Origin of the sequence: Cylindrospermum sp. FACHB-282 (assembly GCF_014697195.1) — a bacterium.
Taxonomy (GTDB): Bacteria; Cyanobacteriota; Cyanobacteriia; order Cyanobacteriales; family Nostocaceae; genus Cylindrospermum.
This window is the reverse complement of sequence record NZ_JACJRJ010000032.1, coordinates 43212-62247: the sequence shown is the minus strand read 5'-3', so window position 1 is coordinate 62247 and position 19036 is coordinate 43212. Positions and strand designations below refer to the sequence as shown.

The following is a 19036-nucleotide window of genomic DNA, read 5'->3' as shown; positions in this document are numbered from 1 at the left end:
TTGCATAAAAGGTGAATTATGGCACAAATTATATCTGTTCATTCCTTTCGTGGTGGCACTGGCAAATCAAACACTATTGCTAATATCGCAGCTACTATGGCAATACAGGGAAAACGTGTAGCTATTGTTGATACTGACATCCAATCCCCTGGAATTCATGTAATTTTTGGTCTCAAGGAAGAGGAAATTGAACACTCTCTCAATCACTACCTGTGGGGAAACTGTGAGATCAAAGACACTGCCCATGATGTGACTCATACTCTCATCAGCAAACAGCAGAATACACATAAAATCAGTGGTAGTCTTTATTTAATTCCCTCTAGTATTAAAGCTGGCGAAATTTCTAGGATCATACGTGAAGGGTATGATGTGGTCAGACTCAACGATGGCTTTCAAGAACTGATCTATAGTCTCAACTTGGACTATCTGTTTATTGATACCCATCCTGGTTTGAATGAAGAAACCCTAGTTTCTATCGGGGTTTCTGATGTTCTAATTATCATTCTCCGTCCCGATCAACAAGATTTCCAAGGAACTGCTGTCACAGTGGATGTGGCGCGTAAGCTGCGTGTCCCAAAAATGTTGCTCGTGATTAATAAGGTACTACCAAGCTTCAATTTTATCGACTTACAACAACAGATAGAGAATATTTACAAAGTCTCAGTGTCTGGTATTTTGCCCCTCTCTGAAGAGATGGTGCAATTAGGTAGTAAGGATATTTTTTCTGTGCAGTATCCTGAGCATTCCATCAGTCAAGCCATCCAAAAAATTGCTGAACAAATTGCTGACATTGCTTAATTAAAAATTTATGACTAACCAACAGCAATTTCGTGCTGGTGTACTTGCCTCCTATGGTGCTAGTACCTCAGAAATAGATGAGTTACTGGCATACAACCAGAATATATTTCATCATCACAAGTTCAAGCATTCCATTACATTTCCATTACCACCTGAAGCTCATTTATCTACTTGGGAAGAGTATGCGATCGCAGCGAAAGTTGTGGGAGCATTTGCTGTACTTAAAGAACGGCTAGTGCAATTTCAGTTCCCTATACTTGAAGGTATCAGTGAAACTCCAGCATATAGAGATGCTACCCGTAAGGGTGTCTCTGTCGATGACATGGTTGAGGCAACTGGTTTAGTCTTGAAGCAACCAGAACAACTCCAATTAAGCATACATAACAGCTTGGCTGGCAATATCCCGGTTTTGCTCTCAGGCAACCGTGAGGATTTTGTATCTCTGGTACAAGCTCTCACAAGGCGAAATGAAACCGAGCCAGTTCCAGCATCAATGGGAGCTTGTACAGTCAGTGGGTTCAACAACTGGGATAGAATTCGCCGATATCGCCAAAAATGGGAGTTGCAAAAGCCTCATAATTGCTCGGAGAATGATTGGAGATTGGAATTCCAACGCTTGGCTCTACAGAAGGAGCTTTATCAAGATAAATTCATTATTTTGAGTAACAGTCCTTATAGCAATGTTACATCTGAAGAAATTGGTCTTAAGGAGTCTGTATGGCAGCGTTTATCCTTAAAAATTCGGCTGGAACATGAATGCACCCACTATTTAACACATCGCTTGTTTAACTCAATGCGAAACAATGCCTTTGATGAACTTATTGCAGACTACAGAGGTATTATAGCTGCCATAGGGTATTATCGATGCGATTGGTTTTTACATTTTATCGGCTTGGAGTCGTTCCCTAAGTATCGGGAGGGAGGTAGATTAAAAAACTACCAAGGTAACCCTCCACTTTCAGATGGGGCTTTTAAAATTTTACAAGTATTAGTGAAGGCAGCAGCAGAAAATTTACAGCTATTTCATGCAGAGCATATTAATAAGTTGAAAACTCCCAATGGTCAACTTCAATTATTAGTTGCATTATCTTATTTGACATTGGAGGAATTAGCAGATTCAGGATTCAATTTGCTGCTTCAACGAACATTAGAAAAATCCAACGAAACATTGCTGAGTGCCAATTCTACAAAGTAATAATTGCATTTACTATTAAATCAGTTCCGCGCTCCAAGCATAAATCGCACTCACCTTCCTTAAACTATTCTTTGTTTAGTTTTCATTGCAGTTATACATGAGGATAATTTAATTATGACAGAAGTTTTACTGAAAGAATTGACTAATAATGACATCCATTGGATAATTAATAATAGTCATAAAAAAGAATTAACCTCTGATAGTGTACTGCTCCAAGAAGGTAAAACTGTCGATTCTTTACATATTCTACTAGAAGGAATATTGACAGTTACTATTTCTCAAGATGATCACAGCCCTCTGAATCGAGCTTTTGCAGCTATTGATGGTAATGTCAGATCAAGTCGAGAAATTGCTAGAATATCAAGGGGTGAAATAGTGGGAGAAATTCCTTTTATAAATACCCGCCCAATTGTCACTACCATCAAGGCTTTAGAAAAATCATTAATAATGTCAATTTCTCAAGAAAAATTGGCAATAAAATTGCAACAGGATGCTGGTTTTGCTTCCCGCTTTTATCGAGCGATCGCAATTATGTTTTTAGACAGAATCCAAAGCATAATCAGTAAAATTGGCTGGCGCAACCTTAGACAAAATAAGTCTTTGAGAGATATGCTATTTGTTTTAGCCGAATTAAATGATAGCGATATTGATTGGATGATGTCTTGTGGCGTTTTTCAAAAAATTTCTGCTAATCAAGTAGTGATTTACGAAACAAGACCTGTAGATGCACTATCTATTATCTTGGGTGGAAAAATGTCTCTGTCTATTTCTGAAGAGGAGCGTAATCCCCTAGTTCGAGCTTTTGCAGCTATTGAGGGGAACGAAATCATCGGTCGAGAGATAGCAAGATTATCGAAAGGCGAAATAGTAGGTGAAACACCTTTCATTGATGGTCGTCTACCTTCTGCAACCGTTAAGGCAATTGAAGATTCTATCGTTTTGTCAATTCCCCGCCAACAATTAGCATTAAAATTGCAGCAGGATATAGGATTTTCATCTCGGTTTTATCGAGTAATATCTATTATTAGCTCTAATAGATTACAAGAAATCATGAGTGGAATTAGCTATGGAAGAAGAGCTTATAGTCAAGGTCTTTCCCTAGATAAAAATGCTGAATATGAAGATGAGTTGGATATCAGTTTTTTGGATAAAATAGCATTGGCTGGAAAAAGATTTGATTGGATGATAGAGCGAATGGAAATAGCTTAAATTTGAGAATTGTAGTTTTTATTAAATCTGAATCTAAATGTTAAAAAAAAACCGCTCGTTATTTCGGAAAGAGTCTATAGAGCGTCTTTCTTCTCCTGAAAAACTAGACCAGCTCATGCAAGTAGTCAGTCCCAGGAGTTGGCTACCTCTTGTTGCTTTAAGTTCGTTAGTAGGCGTAGCTATTATCTGGAGTATTTATGGACGTATTCCTATCACAATTGAAGGGCGAGGAGTATTAATTTACCCACGTAAAGTTGTCCCAGTGCAGTCGAAAAAGCCAGGGCAGTTAATGACTCTCAATATCAAAGTTGGGGATGCTATCAAAAAGGGGCAAGTATTAGCAACTATTGACCAAATGGACTTATACAAGCAACTCCAACAGCAACGGGTAAAACTGACGCAACTAGATTCACAAAACCAAGCAGTGGGTTTACTGCAAGGACAACGTTTAGAACAAGATAAACAATCAACACAACAACAACGTCAATATTTCCAACAACGTATTCGAGAACTGAAAAACCTCACACCTCTGCTCAAAACAAAAGGCAATAGTTCTATTGATCAGCAACGTAAAAGCCTAAAGCAGAACCTCAAACAAGTGCAAGCTCTCAGTCCTGTTTACCAGCGCAGAATGGAAATTCGCAAACAGTTATTTGAGAAACAAGGAGTATTTTCAGCTGATGAAGCTCTCCAAGCCGAACGAGAATATTTAGAGAACTTGCAAAAAATTTCTGACATCGAAATTCAGTTAAAAGAATTAGATGTCAGAGAAACTGAGAAGGAAAAAGAATATCGTGAAAATCTTGCTACTATCTCAGATTTCCAGGGGCAGTTGCAACAGTTAGATAGCAAAGTAGCTGCTCAAGCCCAACAAGACTTAGAAAATGCCACTTCTCGGAAAAAAGAGATTCAGGAAGTCAACAGAGAGATTGATAAATTGCAATTGCAATTAGGTGATAGCAGCGAGATTATTAGTCAGTATAATGGAAAAATCCTAGAACTCACAGTGACATCCGGGCAAGTAATTAATGCCGGGACTCGTATTGCAAATATAGAAGCGGAAAACCCAGGCAGCAAGCTAGTTGGTTTAGCCTATTTTTCAGTTGCAGAGGGTAAGAAAATTGAGCCTGGTATGGAAATCCAAATTACCCCCGAAACTGTCAAGAGGGAACGCTTTGGTGGAATTATTGGTAAAGTTAGTCAAATTTCCAAATTTCCAATTACCAAAGAGTCTGCTGTGAATGAGGTGGGAAATTCAGAAATAGTGGAAGGTTTAACCTCTCAACAACAGCAAGGACTAATACAAGTATTCTCTGATATAGTCCAGGATTCTCAAACTTTCAGTGGCTATAAGTGGTCTTCTTCCACTGGGCCACAGAGGAAAATCTCTTCTGGAACTACTACTGTTGTGCGAGTCAAGGTAGAAGAACGCGCTCCCATAACATTTATGTTACCTATTTTGAGGTCGTTCAGTGGCATCTACTAATTCTGCTATAGTTTCACCTATAAATGTTTGGCAGTACCTGAAAAAATTACTGCCGATGAGAAGCAGACGAGTAAAAACACCCACTCTTTTGCAAATTGAGTCTGTTGAATGTGGTGCTGCTTCTTTGGGAATTATTTTAGGTTACTGTGGTCGGATTGTTCCATTGACAGAATTGCGCCGAGAATGCGGTGTGTCCCGCGATGGTAGCAAAGCGTCTAATGTGTTGAAAGCCGCAAGAAATTATGGTCTTGAGTCCAAGGGCTTTAAAAAGGGACTAGATGATCTGCTAAATCTCCAGCCTCCCTATATTGTCTTTTGGGACTTTAGTCACTTTTTGGTAGTCGAAGGATTTTCCAAACAGAGAGTTTATCTGAATGATCCAGCTACAGGTCGCCGTAGTATTTCTTGGCAGGAATTTGACCAGGGTTATACCGGAATAGTGCTGGTGATGGAACCAGGTACAGAGTTCCAAAAAGGTGGTCGTAAACCTAGCATGATTGGAGCTTTGTGGGATCGGCTACAGGGGTCTACTAGTGCTTTACTTTACTGTCTAGTAGCTGGATTTTTCTTAACTCTGGTGGGAATGGCAGTACCAGTATTCAGCCAGATATTTGTAGATGAAATCTTGGTAGAGCGAAGGCTAGACTGGCTGAATCCATTATTGGTAGGAATGGCGATCGCTGCATTACTTCAAGCAGGCTTAACCCTACTGCGGTTGCGCTATCTGCGTCGCTTGAAAATCAAGTTGTCTGTTGGGATGTCCACTCGTTTTCTATGGCATATGTTGCGCCTACCCGTAGATTTTTATGCTCAACGATTTGCTGGAGAAATCACTAACCGCGTCAGTCTCAACGACCAAGTTGCTAATGTGCTTTCGGGAGAGTTGACCACAACAATCATTGATGTAGTCATGGTATTTTTTTATGCCATAATCATGTTTCAGTATGACTGGTTACTTACCTTGATTGTCATTTGTTTGGCTAGTATAAACATTTTTGCCTTACGCTTAGTTTCCCGTCAACGCGTGGATCTAAATCAGCAATTGATGCTGGATTTTGGCAAATCTGAAGGTGTTTCCATTGCTGCCCTTCAAAGTATAGAAACACTGAAAGCATCAGGGTTAGAATCGGATTTCTTTGCTCGCTGGACAGGCTACTATACCAAAGCTATTAATAGCCAGCAGCAAATGGATGTGACTAACCAATTATTTTCTATCTTACCCACCCTCGTAGAAACTATTTCTTCGATGTTATTGTTGGTCATTGGTGGGTTACGAGTCATGGATGGGTATCTCAGCATCGGGATGCTTATAGCTTTTCAAGGTTTGGTGAGGAGTTTTGTAGCACCAGTGAGCAGTCTGCTCAACTTCGGTAGTACCCTTCAAGAACTGGAAGGTAATTTGATTCGCCTTGATGATGTACTAGATAACCCAACCGATACTTCAGTAGAACAGAGAAACTTGGTTGACGACTATGAAAAAAATCAGGATATTCACCTGCTTTCTTCCTCTACATCTTTGCCGAGATTGCAGGGATATGTGAAGTTGCAAAACCTGACATTTGGCTATAGCCGCTTAGAAGCTCCCTTAATCAAAAATTTTAACATCTCGCTTAAACCAGGACAGCGAGTAGCTTTAGTAGGTGGAAGTGGGTCTGGTAAGTCCACTATTGCCAAACTGTTAAGCGGACTTTATCAACCATGGACGGGACAAATTCTCTTTGATGATCAACCCAGAGAACAAATTCCTCACCAACTACTAACTAACTCTGTGGCTATGGTAGAACAGGATATTTTGTTATTTGGTGGCACAGTTAGGGAGAATTTGACTCTTTGGGATCACACTGTATCCGACAAAAAATTGAAGAAGGCTTGTCAGGATGCAACTATTGATGATGTCATACTTTCAATGAATGGGGGCTATGATGCAGAACTAATGGAAAGTGGGGCTAATTTAAGTGGAGGTCAACGGCAAAGGTTAGAAATAGCCAGGGCTTTGGTGAATAATCCCTCTATACTCATCATGGATGAGGCCACCAGTGCCTTAGATGCAGAGACGGAAAGAATTATTGACGAAAATCTGCGGCGGCGAGGATGCACCTGCATCATTGTGGCACACCGATTAAGCACGATTCGGGACTGTGATGAAATTATTGTCCTTGAGCAAGGAAAAGTAGTACAACGAGGCACGCATCAACAGTTGTGGCAAGTTGAGGGTGTGTACTCGCGGTTAATCCGTACAGAAGGTGAAGTCCTGGAGGAAGAATAAAGATGCACACACAAACAGATAACCAATTAAATAACTCAAAATCCCAATTTTTTATCCGAGGTCAAACTTATACATTTCAGGGAAATGAGCCGATTTTGTTAGATGACCCGTCTAGGGTTTGGTTGATTCAATCTGGCTCTATGGCATTATTTGCCGTCAAAGTTAAAGATGGTGTTATAGAAGGAACTCGCCGTTATTTATTTAGTATTAATGAAGGGTATGCATTATTCGGCACTAGTAATAGTGCGATTGATCAGCAACACCAAATTTTGGCTGTGCCGATTGGAGAAATTGAACTACTACAAATACATCAAGAATGTTTTCGCGAGTTAGTAGCTAATGCAGATACCAGAGAGAGAGCTATAACAAGCTTACCTCACACCTGGATAGAAAATTGGCTGTTGGAATTTAGCAGTGTATTGTCTCATGTTACTATCCCCACAATCGAGGTCAAGCCTGGGGAAGAAACACGGTTTTCTCTACTAGATGGTCAAACATTCCAGCCAGAATCAGGGGCGATCTGTTGGGTACAAATTCAGCAAGGGAGTGTCGGCTTTCTGGGGTTGGAAGAACAGAATTTGACAACTGCAACCGGATATTTCCCCCTGACTGACAAAATGTGGCTAGAAGCAATGGAGGGGGTTCAACTAACCACCCAAACAACCAGCCAATTTTGGAACTCAGATCACCTCCTAGCAGGGTTGTCTCAGATACACATTCAACTACTGCACAGTGTTGACTTTTTAGATCGGCAAGAAGCGCAAGATGAAATTATGCGGTTGCGCGATCGCCATCGTCTCAATCGTCAAGTAACATCTGAGTCCTTGGGAGAACTAGCATCAACTATCGGTTCTCAAGAGAGCAACTTTTTCCTGGAAGGCACACCCTTATTAGTGGCGGCTGGGGCTGTAGGAAAAGCTTTAGGGGTGACTATTCGCCCCCCGACGCGTTCAGAAAACCTCCAACGAGTAAAAGAGCCATTGGAAGCGATCGTCCGAGCCTCTCGCCTTCGGATGCGACAAGTGTTGTTACGCGATAACTGGTGGGAAAAGGATTGTGGCCCTTTAGTTGCCTATACCGAGCTAGACAATCGACCAGTAGCAATCTTGCCAGTTTCTCCTACTAGCTATGAAATCTTTGATCCCATTGAGCATACCCGCATCAAAGTAGATGAATCTATAGCCGAGACAATTGCTTCTGTCGCTTATATGTTTTATCGGTCTTTTCCGGATCAGGTACTCAAAAGTTCTGATATACTCTCATTTGCACTCAAAGGACGTGGTAGGGATATCCTACTCACATTATTGACTGGTGTTGCTGTCACAGTGTTAGGGATGCTCTCACCCCAAGCAACGGCAATCATCATGGATAATGCAATTCCAGATAGCGATCGCGGATTGTTGCTGCAAATAGGCATGGGGCTACTAGTTGCTGCCTTGAGTACAGTCGTATTTCAGCTAGCACAGGGTTTTGCTCTGTTACGAATCGAAACAGGGGTATCTACTAGTACTGAAGTCGCGGTATGGGATCGGCTACTGAATTTACCAGTATCCTTTTTCCGGCAGTACACTACAGGGGATCTGCACTCACGGGCATCATCTATTGGTCAGATTAGTCATCATCTCAGTGCTAACACCATTATCAAATTCATCACTAGTTTTTTTGCATTGTTCTATTTGGTACAATTATTTTACTACAACTTCAAATTAGCCCTACTAGCAGTTGCAGTTGCGATAGTAAGCAGTGTCGTTACTATGGTCTCTGGTCTACTTATGGTTAAAAAGGTGCGTCCCCTGTTGGAATTGCAGGGAAAAATTTTTGGACAAACAGTACAAATCATTAATGGAATTTCTAAACTGCATATTGCCGGGGCTGAGGAACGGGCTTTCGCCTCTTGGAGTAAAAACTATACTCGGCAACTTAAACTTACACTCAGCACCCAACAGATAGAAGATGCTGTTGTTATTTTCAATACGCTGATGCCCACATTAACTTCTGGAGTTCTTTACTGGCTTACTATCAACCAGTTTAAAGAAGCTCAGACTTCAGGAGCTATGGTGATCACAATTGGCACATTTCTCGCTTTCAACGCCGCCTTTGGAGAGTTTGTCGGCGGAACTACGAAACTGAGCAACATAGTAACGGAAATTGTGCAAATTACTCCTCACTGGAAACGTACTCAGCCCATTTTACAAGCCATACCAGAAGTGGATTTGAGCAAAGCTGATCCGGGGAAACTAATTGGCAAAATTCTTGTAGATCGGATTACGTTTCGCTATCGCAGTGATGGACCATTGATATTGGATGACGTTAGTATCTCCGCAGAGCCTGGAAAGCTAATTGCTCTTGTTGGGGGATCGGGAAGTGGTAAATCCACTATATTCCGATTATTACTGGGATTTGAGGCTCCTGAAAGTGGTAGTATATACTATGATGGTCAAGACATCTCTGGGTTAGATGTAGATGCACTCCGGCGGCAGTTAGGCGTTGTTTTGCAAAATGGTCGTCTGAATGCAGGATCTATTTTTGAGAATATTGCGGGTGGTGCGAATATTACCTTCGATGAGGCTTGGGAAGCTGCTCGGATGTCTGGCTTTGCTGAAGATGTAGCCGCTATGCCAATGGAAATGCACACAGTTGTTAGTGAAGGGGGTAGTAATCTCTCCGGTGGACAACGACAACGGTTGCTGATTGCTCGCGCTCTAGTTTTGAAGCCCCGTATTTTATTATTTGATGAAGCTACCAGCGCACTCGACAACAGAACCCAGGCGATCGTCAGTGAAAGTCTAGATAAAATACAAGTTACTAGGATAGTGATTGCCCACAGACTTAGTACCATCCGTAATGCTCACCTCATCTATGTACTCCAGGCGGGCAAAATTGTGCAACAGGGAAGTTTTGCAGAGCTAGCTGCTGTTGAAGGGCTATTTGCTCAATTGATGGCTCGTCAAATGGCGTAAATAAAATGGCAAAGAGCATCTCTTTGTACCTGACGTAGTGCTTCTCTGCGTTGTAGTAACCTGAGTTGCAAACAGAAGAATTCATCAAAAATCAAGCGCCGACGGGCAGCTGACAAACTTTGCTGATTTGGGGGAAAGTGGATGTGAGCGATCGCCTTTTTTAGTTGTACTAAATTGTATTTGTCCCTCAATGCGTTAGGGAGCGGGTTTATCAGTTCACTCAATGCCAACTCATCAATTTCGTAGAACAAACATTGGCATTGACTGATTTGTCGCCTCCTCAACGCAACAGCTTAGAAACTGCTTAAGTCAACTTACGCAAATTTGATTCTGTGCGTTTCTCCAAGCTTGGGGCGTAGTCTGATGCTGTTCACGAAACTGGCGAAAGAAATGACTCTCATTTTGAAAACCTACAGCATTAGCAATCTGACTAATTGATAGGTTGGTTTCTCTAAGTAATTTGCGTGCTGTTACCATTCGGTATTCGCAAATCCAATTATTTATCGTCTTTCCTGTATGACGACGTACTAAGTTCGTTAAGTAAGATGGACAGTAACCAATGCCTTTAGCCACATCAGACAAGCTAATTGGCTGTTGATAATTTACTCCAATAAATTCAAAGACTTTATTTAACAGGCTTTGATTAGTAAATGACAGAGAGTATTCTTTTTTTACTGTTTCAGCAACAGACATATATGTTGATTGTTGATTACACAGAGTCTCCAACTCTTTCTCTTGGGTAGGCTGTTGTATTTCATTCCTTGGTAAAATTAACGGAATTTGTTGGTACTTGAGATGACATATGAAGAGATAACTATACTTTTTGCCTTCGCACTCTACAGAGGTGACAGTTACGTGTAATGGTAAGCTATGACCTTCTTTTGTATGATGTAGAGTCTCAAAGGATAAATAACGTTGCTTTTCTATAGTGTTGCAAAAGCTTGACCAAACATTGATCAAGAAATCTAAATTTAGGTTTTGTATACCCATATACATCAGTTGCTCATGACGATAATCAACCAAACGACAAGCAGCTTGGTTAACGTATAAAAGCTGTGGGTTTAGTTTTTCATCTGGTTCTATCCAAAAAATTGGATCTGTTACGCGATCCATCAAAAACTTAGTAAAGCGTAACTCTTCTTGTTGTAATTTCAGTGTCACTTGGGGATTACTTTGTTCAGCAATACAGGTGCTAGAAACCATAGTTCAACCTCTCTATAATTAATAGACTGATCCAAAATAAAGAAATATCTACCAAAACTGAATTATATGGATCATGGCAATACAGTTCGGATTAACTAGGAGGCTGTCGGAGTTTTTTGTCTGTGTTGTCTCACGCTACTACCCCTATTTCAATAAATAACTTTGTTAACAAAAACTGATTGGGGATAATGGCGAAGATGCAGCCGAATCAGACAGTCTATTTAATTAGGTTTGACAGCAATTAAGAACGTAATGACCTCAGCAAGAGCAAATATAGGTGTGAGAGGAATTGAATTGGTGAAACTTTGCCCAAAATCATACTTTTGGCAAGTATTAGTTAACTGAGTTAAGGTTAACTTAGTTAATCAATGCTCGTACATATGTGAAGCTAACAAACAAAGATTAAGCTCAGTTTATCTTTTGATAAAATTTTACAAGCTAATCTTTTTGGGAGTTTTATGTATTTTCAATAGACCGAAAACTTTGGCGATGGCTCCGCCCGCCGCCGGCAGCGCCAAAAAATAGTATGATACCGTTTTTGGGAAAATGTGCAAAAGTTGATTGCTTTGGGTAGATTATCAATAAACCCCAAAAATTAACTAAAATCAACCAGATGGCAAGTACACTTCATAGGCTACTCCATAGTTGCAGTCTACGGCTTGACGTAAAAACTCAAGCATCTGTTTAAGGGGAATTTTCGGTCTAAGTAAGTAGGCGAGAATAAATAAAACTATGTTAAGGAATGTAAAAAAATAGATTAGCTCGTAGTAAGGACTAAAGTCCTGATTACAAACTTTTAATTATTTACGCTGCACTACTTACTGAAAGCTGGTAAGCAAATATCTGGGTATAAAACTGCTCAGAAGGCTCTCAATAGTTTCATTACTGAACCGATTAGTTCAGTTTAGCTGTTTTGGGAATTCGCCAACTGTATCTACTCAGTAAATAGAACCAAAGGTTTTTGGGCAATATCTTGTAAACCGACAGAACTTAACAACTTAACCCAATTCATTTTAATATTATTGTTTTGTGGATTAGCTGAAACTAATTTCCCTAAACTTGTCAGTGCGTCATACCAAATATTGTGATCAATATAAACTGTGTACTCCGGATATTTGTTTTGTTTCAATTTCATCTGAAGCTCTGGTGTGAGAGTAACTCTTTGTATCCAGGCATCAACATAAAAATATCCAGCCTCTGAATCTGCTTCTTGACAATAGAGTTTAAAGTACCAGTGATATTTCTGACTAATTTTTAGAAAGTATTTAGGATTTGATGGAACACTAATACCGATGACTGCATCTGTTTGGGTTAACTTTAGAGATGTGCGGTATATATCGGCTCCAGCGTCATTTTGTAAAATAAATTCTCCAAATAAGACATTTTTTGGTGTGTAAGGTATATAAACCCAGAAAGTGGGCTGTTCAAAGACGGTTGAGGCTAACAAGGCCTCAGAATTCTCCTTACCAGGAACTAAAGCAGTTAGGGGCGTATTGAATGCTGGACAATCATTACGGCTAGTTCCTCCTCGGCGACGACCGATGGGTGCTCCATTGTCTGGAAGATCCGGTGGACGAAAAGAATAAATTTGTCGGTCATTTACAGAAGTTTTCTCTGACATGACAGACTGTGCCTGTGCTGATAGACCAGAATTACAATAAATTGCGATCGCTAAAAAGATGACACAGATTAGTCTTTCAGATTGAAAGAGTATTTTTGTCTCAACCATGGTTCAAGGCTTGGAGTTTTTTCTATTCTCTCATCTAACACCTAATTAACGCCTAATTAATATTTAATTAATGTTTAATTAACCTTAAATGGTAGTGGTAAAGTAGTGATAATAGAGGCTGAAACTCTTGTTCTAAAAGGACTGACAAGAAAAAAATCACTACTTTCTTACCACTATCTTGGTTGTGTGGTTATGTGCGGGCTGTTTACCGAGATTCAGCACACAACGAATCGCACTAATACTCCCCCTCTATCTAACTCAATCCCATAACAAGACAGATGGTAATCGTTGAGGATATAGCAATCTCAACAACTCATAGCCAATACCAGCCGTTCCTTGACAAAAGCCTGGATTATCAATCTCTGGGGATAGATTAGGCAGCAGTTGGAAAGTACCAAGTTGTTGACTTCTGTGCAAGGCTAAAGCTATCTTTTGGCTTGCCGTTTCTAGTAGTTCTGGACGATTTAATTGTTCAGATGCAATCAGCAACACTTCTAGATGTCCAAAATTACCACAGGAAAGGTTATCTAATGGTTCTAGTTGTGATTTGAGGATTTCTGACAAGTTGGCTTCTATCTCTTGTCGAATCTCATTTGTATCGAGAGTATTTAAACCTCCTAGACGACCAAGAGTAATTCCGGGGAAGCCATGACACCAACTATTAATAGATGAAAAGATGTCGCTAGCGGGTAAATTACCTTTACTAGTTAAATATTTTTGCTCGTAGCTAATAGCTTCTTGCGCTGCTGATAAAAAGATGGAGTTTTGAGTGGCTGCATACAAGCGTAATAAAGCATAGGCAATCCCCGCTACACCTTCAGAGAATCCGATTAATGGTTCTGGTTCTTCATGAGAGTTCATCCATACTTGCTCGCCAATATCTGTATTCACCCGTAAATCTAATAAATGTTGACCCCAGGTAGTCGCTTGTACTAAAGTTTTTGGTTCTTTAGTAACTGCATATAAAGCTAATAAGCTCAGAATAATCCCAGCAGTACCATTCAAAATTCCAGGTGCTTGTTTTTCAGCAGTTGCATCTACTGTCATCCATGAGGCTATTTCTTTAGCATCATCAATTAACTTTGCTTCACCTAACAACTTGCCAATTTGTACCCAAGCATAGACGATAGAAGCTAGACCTTGAACACCACCAATTCCCATATTTCTAGTGAGAACTTCTTTGAAATATGGGTCTTTTTCTGATAAGTTTTGGCGTAATGCGGATATAGATGCTAGTGCTAATTCCCTAAATTCTGACTGGTTGGTGACATTTGCTAATGCTGCCAAAAATAGAGCTATGCCACAATTACCATTATATAAACTGTTTTCGAGGGGGATTAGTGTAAATCTGCGAAGATCAGTCTTATAGTTCATTCCCACCCATGCAGCATCTTGTTTAGTACCATGAACCGCTTGCTGCTGGATTTCTCGACCAATGTTGATGGCCTTTTGTAAGATAGTATCCTCTGTTAAAGGAACAACTGTGTTTGTACTAATATTCAGATTTGGGTTCTCTGCTATTAAACGACTCAAATCACCTGCACTCAGATTTGAGTAGAGTGCAGCCTGAATAATCTTAGTCTGCTCGGCTAAATTTTCATCACTCAGTTGTTGACAACGAGCAATCATGCTGTCATAAGGATAATCTGGGAAGAAATCCTCAATAGTTGTTTCTAAATTGATGGTGAGATCCTTCGCGTCAGAATTTCCACTGGCATAGGGAATATCTAACTGTTCTAAAGCCTGTTTTTCTGATAATATTGCTGACCATGAAAGACGTTGCTCCTCTGGTAAAAATATCAATCCTTTGCTGAGGATATCTAACTGAATGCTACGCTCTACACCATCTCGAAGACATTCATGATGTAAGGAATTGGCTAATATATTAAAATAAAGTTGTGTATGACGCAAGATAATACGTAATTTTTGATGTTTAAATAACTTGATGAGGCTATCCTCTGCTAATATAGTCTCTTGATGTTGGATAAAAAAGTGATACATTTGTTGAAAACCATCTATTAATTCTTGATGATGGTTTTTCAGTGATGTATCAAGAGCATCACCAAAAGGTTGGTTTCTAGTATCTTTTACCTCTTTACTGGTCTTTGTCTCCACCTCCATTACCATACCATCTGTATTAATATGATTCCATACCAGTTGTATGAGGTGAGTAATGTCTTCATTTATATCCCTAAGTCCAGCTACATCTATGGCTATCTTTATCGTTTGCCCAAGACCAATAGATGCGCCTGGTAATAGAGCTGTAGCAGTCACTGATTCAACTAATTTGTATGTTAATTTAAGTTTAGCAGCATCAATTTTTTCTGGTGTGAATTCGGGATTTAAGAGGGTTTCTAAATCTATCAGAACTGGTTGTTCTCCAGATGCAATGATGTTTTCATTATGAAAGTCTGTTCCTCTTAAAATATACGCAATACATAGCAGCATTCCTGCACGGTGATAATAGTGGTTAACTGCTTGTTGGTTTTCACAAGGTAAAGCCTCGACAAACTCAATCCAACCGTGAGTAGAATAATTGAGAACTGTCAATAATTTCAGGGGTAGAGTCATTCGTTGTTGATTTATCCAGCCCAGAAAATCAAAATAAGCCTGTTCTAAACCTAAGTCTTTAGGTTTGTAAACTAGCTTTAATTCAGAGGCAAATTTAATTATCATCACTGAACGCCCACGATTATGAGGATCGGAAAGTCCAGCTTCAATATTAACTACTTGTCCTAATTCTCTATCTTGGGAAAATTTTTGTTGAATTTTGCCCCACTCTGATGTTAATCTTAGGATAAATTCTTCTACATTTTCTACCCACAAATCTGTGACCGTCGCAGCTAATCTAGCAGCAACACTATAATTTTGAAAAAAGGATAATAACCGATTGCTAAGTAATTGTTGGACAAAATCCTGATACTTGTATCTAGAAAAACTTCCTTGCAATTTTTGGATAAGATGGCTGAGTTGAGAACTACGATAAGAGCGAAATAATGTAAATTCAATATTTAAACATTCTAACAAAATATCCTTTAATCTCTGGAGAAGATCACGCTCTAGTTGAGTGTGAACATCAGCTGATAAGAATTGGTAGTTAGCACCTAAACGAGCAATTAATTTTTTTCTTGCTGTCTCGATAAAGGGTATAAATATTTCTTGAAATGGGACTGGTTTCTGATTATGTATATATGGGTATTTTTGTATATCTGTCTCTGCAAAAACTTCCAGAGCAATAGAGCCAGCAACTACCATTGCTTGTCTTAAGGTGTCAATCCAATTTGGTAGTTCAACCGTATCTACCAGATTAGCCTTCCCTAAAGCAGAACGAACAGTATTAATATCTAGATTGTCCCAAGCCAGACGTTGGCTAAATTTTTGCTGGTCTCCTTTGGCTACAAGTTGACACCATTTTTCTAATCGCGAATTGATTAATTCTTGATTTGTTTCAGAGTCTTGGGGAACAAAATTTTCACCTAGTCGTTCCCAAATGGTGCTAGATTTTTCAACAATTTTTATCAGGTCTTGTGTATTTATTTTATCCTGATGATTAACTGCTAACTTTTCCAAAGTTGTTTGATTTTTCATGTTATACCTTTTTGGTGTAGCGGATTATATAGTGGCTAAGAGTGGCGTAAATCAATCTACTATTTCAAACAAGCTAAAGCTTTTATCTATAGACATTTTGACATTTGCTTTTCACTTTGTGGTATTAGTCTAAGCTAAGTTGTTAGGTTCAATAAAACTAGAAAAACTCTGATACCTCAATAGGATTGGGTTAAGGGTTATTAGTATTTATGACTATTATGTAAAAATGCGAGCAGAGACATTTTGACATTTGCTTTTCGCTTTGTAGTATTGGTCTAAGCTAAGTTGTTAGGTTCAATAAAACTAGAAAAAAGCTGATGCTTCAATAGAATTTGGTTAAGGGTTATTAGTGTTTACGAATATTATGTAAAGATGCGAGCATTTGCATCTTTACATAATAGTTTTGGCTTACACTATTAGTTTAGTTACTTACCTGTGAATCCAATAGAAAAGCCAGCAAACGCGTTAACAACTCCAGCCAAACTATATTTTGCTGCAGGGTATTTCGTAAGTTGCGCTGACATATAAGCATAAGGATTGCCACCAGCAATAGATGCTAATTCTTCATCAGAAATTTCTGCTAAATTACGATCATCAATCTGCGGGCGCATTGGCATAACAAAGTACAAATTGGTGGGGGTTTCTTCTAAAATTTGTACAGTTACTCCTTCTGGAATTTGGATATTAAATTCCCGTTCTATCACCGCCTTAGGATTGTTGAGTAGCTCTTGTTTATATTCCTCGCTTTTCCAAGCTCTAGCAATGATTTTAGCTTCGAGATTTTCTTGATTAATTTCTGGTTTTTGTTCGCTCATTTTCTTTCTCTTTAGTTTGATTATGATTAGAGGTAGTTTGAGAAGTGATTAAGGGTTATTAGCATTTATGACTATTATGTAAAGATGCTAACAATTGCATTTTTACATAATAGTTTTGGCTTACACTATTAGTTTACTTGCCTCCGCTTCCAATACCATAGCTAATACTATAGGCGCTTAGTCCAGTAGCAGTATATCTTCCAACAGAATATTTTGCAACCAGTGAAACCCCATTGATAATCGCGTTATAAATGTTTCCACCAGCAATAGATGCTAATTCTTCATCAGAAATTTCTGCCAAATTACGATCATCAATCTGTGGGCGTATTGGCATAACAAAGTACAAATTGGTAGGGGTTTCTTCTAAAATTTGTACAGTTACTCCTTCTGGAATTTGGATATTAAATTCCCGTTCTATCACCGCCTTGGGATTGTTGAGTAACTCTTGTTTATATTCCTCACTTTTCCAAGCTCTAGCAATGATTTTAGCTTCGAGATTCTCTTGATTAATTTCTGGTGTTTGTTCGCTCATTTTCTTTCTCTTTGGTTTGATTATGATTAGAGGTGGTTTGAGAAGTGATTAAAGGTGATTTGTGTTGATAACTATTATGTAAAAATGCGAGCAGTGGCATCTTTATATAGTTAGTTTTGGCTCATACCATTAATTCAGGTGCTTAGACGATGATAAGTTGTTGGGCTTATTAATACCCTTACGAATGAAGAAACACTTTTATTTCGACCCAATTTGACCTGCAATGTAACCTCCAATTACGGTTGATGAACCCCATATTGTAGAGAGTAGTTTATGTACCTTCGATGCCATTGCTGAAACAACACCACCAGCAATAGATGTTAATTCTTTTTCAGATATTTCTGCTAAATTACCATCAGTAATTTCCGGGCGCATTGGCAGAACAAAGTACAGATTGGTGGGGGTTTCTTCTAAAATTTGTACAGTTACTTCTTCTGGGATTTGGATATCAAATTCCCGTTCTATCACCGCCTTGGGATTGTTGAGTAGCTCTTGTTTATATTCCTCACTTTTCCAAGCTCTAGCAATAATTTTAGCTTCGAGATTTTCTTGATTAATTTCTGGCGTTTGTTCGCTCATTTTCTTTTTCCTTGGTTTGATTGAATTTTTCTTGGTTGCAGATTGACTTTTTGAAACATCTTCTAAGCCCTCAAAGAATGACTTAGAAATGATTAAGCTGTCACACATTTAACTTACATATCTTTTAGTGTTAACTGCTAGTAGTCAACGAACCGCATGAGTGACTATGTAATTTAAAAGCGCAATAGCTTATAGATTATTGTACTTTCTCCACTGGTCATAACTTACTGCTACTATACCGGCTATCGCTCCTTTCGAGAACTCTATTTTACCGGCAATACCACCGGCGATCGCTTGCAGTTCCTCCTCAGATATATTGTCTAAATCTGCTTCTGGAATCACTGGGCGCATTGGCATAACAAAGTACAAATTGGTGGGGGTTTCTTCTAAAATTTGTACAGTTACTTCTTCTGGGATTTGGATATTAAATTCCCGTTCTATCACTGCCTTGGGATCGTTGAGTAGCTCTTGTTTATATTCCTCACTTTTCCAAGCTCTAGCAATGATTTTAGCTTCGAGATTTTCTTGATTAATTTCTGGTGTCTGTTCGCTCATTGTTTCCATTTTTTTTAGAAATTTGACTCAGGAATTATTTGTTTCCTTACAGTTAAATAATATTAGAATTGATTGATAATTACTATGCTTTTTTTATAGTTATCATTCTAGTTTTTATAGA

At 39.0% G+C, this 19036-nt stretch carries 14 protein-coding genes; 6 read left to right on the top strand and 8 right to left on the bottom strand.

Annotated features, from left to right (window positions below; translation table 11 throughout):
• The first annotated feature begins 18 nt into the window (after positions 1-18).
• The 6 genes from H6G32_RS17050 (at position 19) to H6G32_RS17025 (ending at position 9914) form a co-directional block, all read left to right on the top strand.
• Positions 19-798: a MinD/ParA family ATP-binding protein gene (locus H6G32_RS17050; RefSeq protein ID WP_190460403.1), complete on the top strand. Its 780-nt coding sequence runs from the start codon at positions 19-21 to the stop codon at positions 796-798.
• Between the two features lie 10 nt (positions 799-808).
• Positions 809-1993 (top strand): DUF7005 family protein, encoded by a 1185-nt coding sequence (locus tag H6G32_RS17045; protein WP_190460401.1) that lies wholly within the window; start codon positions 809-811, stop codon positions 1991-1993.
• 114 nt (positions 1994-2107) lie between these two features.
• Entirely contained in the window at positions 2108-3202 is a 1095-nt protein-coding gene (locus H6G32_RS17040; protein ID WP_190460400.1) for a cyclic nucleotide-binding domain-containing protein, read from the top strand.
• A 37-nt stretch (positions 3203-3239) separates the two neighbouring features.
• A complete protein-coding gene (locus H6G32_RS17035) occupies positions 3240-4688 on the top strand; it encodes an NHLP bacteriocin system secretion protein (RefSeq protein WP_190460398.1) in 1449 nt (482 codons plus the stop codon).
• A complete protein-coding gene (locus H6G32_RS17030; RefSeq protein ID WP_190460396.1) occupies positions 4675-6954 on the top strand; it encodes an NHLP family bacteriocin export ABC transporter peptidase/permease/ATPase subunit in 2280 nt (759 codons plus the stop codon). The genes H6G32_RS17035 and H6G32_RS17030 overlap by 14 nt, the downstream gene beginning before the upstream one ends.
• A gap of 2 nt (positions 6955-6956) precedes the next feature.
• Complete coding sequence (locus H6G32_RS17025) at positions 6957-9914, top strand: NHLP bacteriocin export ABC transporter permease/ATPase subunit (protein WP_190460394.1); 2958 nt, start codon at positions 6957-6959, stop codon at positions 9912-9914.
• Here the strand turns inward: H6G32_RS17025 and H6G32_RS17020 are convergent.
• The 8 genes from H6G32_RS17020 to H6G32_RS16985 all read right to left on the bottom strand — a co-directional run bounded on the left by H6G32_RS17020 (position 9902) and on the right by H6G32_RS16985 (position 18915).
• A complete protein-coding gene (locus tag H6G32_RS17020; protein WP_190460392.1) occupies positions 9902-10165 on the bottom strand; it encodes a hypothetical protein in 264 nt (87 codons plus the stop codon). The genes H6G32_RS17025 and H6G32_RS17020 overlap by 13 nt on opposite strands.
• A 58-nt stretch (positions 10166-10223) precedes the next feature.
• Positions 10224-11117: a helix-turn-helix domain-containing protein gene (locus H6G32_RS17015; RefSeq protein ID WP_190460389.1), complete on the bottom strand. Its 894-nt coding sequence runs from the start codon at positions 11115-11117 to the stop codon at positions 10224-10226.
• Between the two features lie 934 nt (positions 11118-12051).
• The gene (locus tag H6G32_RS17010; RefSeq protein ID WP_190460387.1) at positions 12052-12846 is read right to left on the bottom strand and encodes a DUF928 domain-containing protein; all 795 of its coding nucleotides are present in this window, start codon (positions 12844-12846) and stop codon (positions 12052-12054) included.
• Between the two features lie 258 nt (positions 12847-13104).
• Positions 13105-16434 carry a type 2 lanthipeptide synthetase LanM family protein gene (locus H6G32_RS17005; protein WP_190460385.1) on the bottom strand — a complete coding sequence of 1110 codons (3330 nt, stop codon included), beginning with the start codon at positions 16432-16434 and terminating at the stop codon, positions 13105-13107.
• Between the two features lie 425 nt (positions 16435-16859).
• A complete protein-coding gene (locus H6G32_RS17000; RefSeq protein WP_190460383.1) occupies positions 16860-17249 on the bottom strand; it encodes an NHLP leader peptide family RiPP precursor in 390 nt (129 codons plus the stop codon).
• 133 nt (positions 17250-17382) lie between these two features.
• Positions 17383-17781 carry an NHLP leader peptide family RiPP precursor gene (locus tag H6G32_RS16995; RefSeq protein WP_190460381.1) on the bottom strand — a complete coding sequence of 133 codons (399 nt, stop codon included), beginning with the start codon at positions 17779-17781 and terminating at the stop codon, positions 17383-17385.
• 198 nt (positions 17782-17979) lie between these two features.
• Entirely contained in the window at positions 17980-18360 is a 381-nt protein-coding gene (locus tag H6G32_RS16990; protein WP_190460379.1) for an NHLP leader peptide family RiPP precursor, read from the bottom strand.
• A gap of 189 nt (positions 18361-18549) precedes the next feature.
• Positions 18550-18915, bottom strand: a complete 366-nt coding sequence (locus H6G32_RS16985) for an NHLP leader peptide family RiPP precursor (protein WP_190460377.1) — start codon at positions 18913-18915, stop codon at positions 18550-18552.
• Positions 18916-19036: the final 121 nt, after the last annotated feature.

What these genes read in the sequence shown, in the direction of transcription:
- H6G32_RS17010 (WP_190460387.1), bottom strand. Translation starts at nt 12,846, where the DNA reads ATGGTTGAGACAAAAATACTCTTTCAATCTGAAAGACTAATCTGTGTC.
- H6G32_RS17040 (WP_190460400.1), top strand. Translation starts at nt 2,108, where the DNA reads ATGACAGAAGTTTTACTGAAAGAATTGACTAATAATGACATCCATTGG.
- H6G32_RS17025 (WP_190460394.1), top strand. Translation starts at nt 6,957, where the DNA reads ATGCACACACAAACAGATAACCAATTAAATAACTCAAAATCCCAATTT.
- H6G32_RS17045 (WP_190460401.1), top strand. Translation starts at nt 809, where the DNA reads ATGACTAACCAACAGCAATTTCGTGCTGGTGTACTTGCCTCCTATGGT.
- H6G32_RS17005 (WP_190460385.1), bottom strand. Translation starts at nt 16,434, where the DNA reads ATGAAAAATCAAACAACTTTGGAAAAGTTAGCAGTTAATCATCAGGAT.
- H6G32_RS17000 (WP_190460383.1), bottom strand. Translation starts at nt 17,249, where the DNA reads ATGAGCGAACAAAAACCAGAAATTAATCAAGAAAATCTCGAAGCTAAA.
- H6G32_RS17035 (WP_190460398.1), top strand. Translation starts at nt 3,240, where the DNA reads ATGTTAAAAAAAAACCGCTCGTTATTTCGGAAAGAGTCTATAGAGCGT.
- H6G32_RS17015 (WP_190460389.1), bottom strand. Translation starts at nt 11,117, where the DNA reads ATGGTTTCTAGCACCTGTATTGCTGAACAAAGTAATCCCCAAGTGACA.
- H6G32_RS16995 (WP_190460381.1), bottom strand. Translation starts at nt 17,781, where the DNA reads ATGAGCGAACAAACACCAGAAATTAATCAAGAGAATCTCGAAGCTAAA.
- H6G32_RS17050 (WP_190460403.1), top strand. Translation starts at nt 19, where the DNA reads ATGGCACAAATTATATCTGTTCATTCCTTTCGTGGTGGCACTGGCAAA.
- H6G32_RS16990 (WP_190460379.1), bottom strand. Translation starts at nt 18,360, where the DNA reads ATGAGCGAACAAACGCCAGAAATTAATCAAGAAAATCTCGAAGCTAAA.
- H6G32_RS16985 (WP_190460377.1), bottom strand. Translation starts at nt 18,915, where the DNA reads ATGAGCGAACAGACACCAGAAATTAATCAAGAAAATCTCGAAGCTAAA.